Origin of the sequence: Ruminococcus sp. MCC718 (assembly GCF_018783905.1) — a bacterium.
GTDB lineage: Bacteria > Bacillota > Clostridia > Lachnospirales > Lachnospiraceae > Hominisplanchenecus > Hominisplanchenecus faecis.
In genome coordinates this window covers 1-224 of record NZ_WQNP01000174.1, presented here as the reverse complement: position 1 = coordinate 224, position 224 = coordinate 1, and the positions used below count along the sequence as shown (strand labels likewise).

1 rRNA gene is annotated in these 224 nt (G+C 50.0%); it reads right to left on the bottom strand.

Going from position 1 to position 224, the window contains the following annotated elements:
• A 23S ribosomal RNA gene (locus tag GPK60_RS14520) occupies positions 1-221 on the bottom strand; the annotation flags it as partial.
• Between the last annotated feature and the right edge of the window lie 3 nt (positions 222-224).

The window sequence follows — 224 nt, the reverse complement described above, 5'->3', positions numbered from 1 at the left end:
ACTCCCAGAATCGATGTTTCTTTCTTTTCCTCCGGCTACTTAGATGTTTCAGTTCACCGGGTTCCCTTCCATACGTTATGGATTGGCGTATGGATGACAGAGGTCTTCTCTGCCGGGTTTCCCCATTCGGATATCTCCGGATCAATGGATATTTGCTCCTCCCCGAAGCTTTTCGCAGCTTATCACGTCCTTCATCGGCTCTTAGTGCCAAGGCATCCACCCTG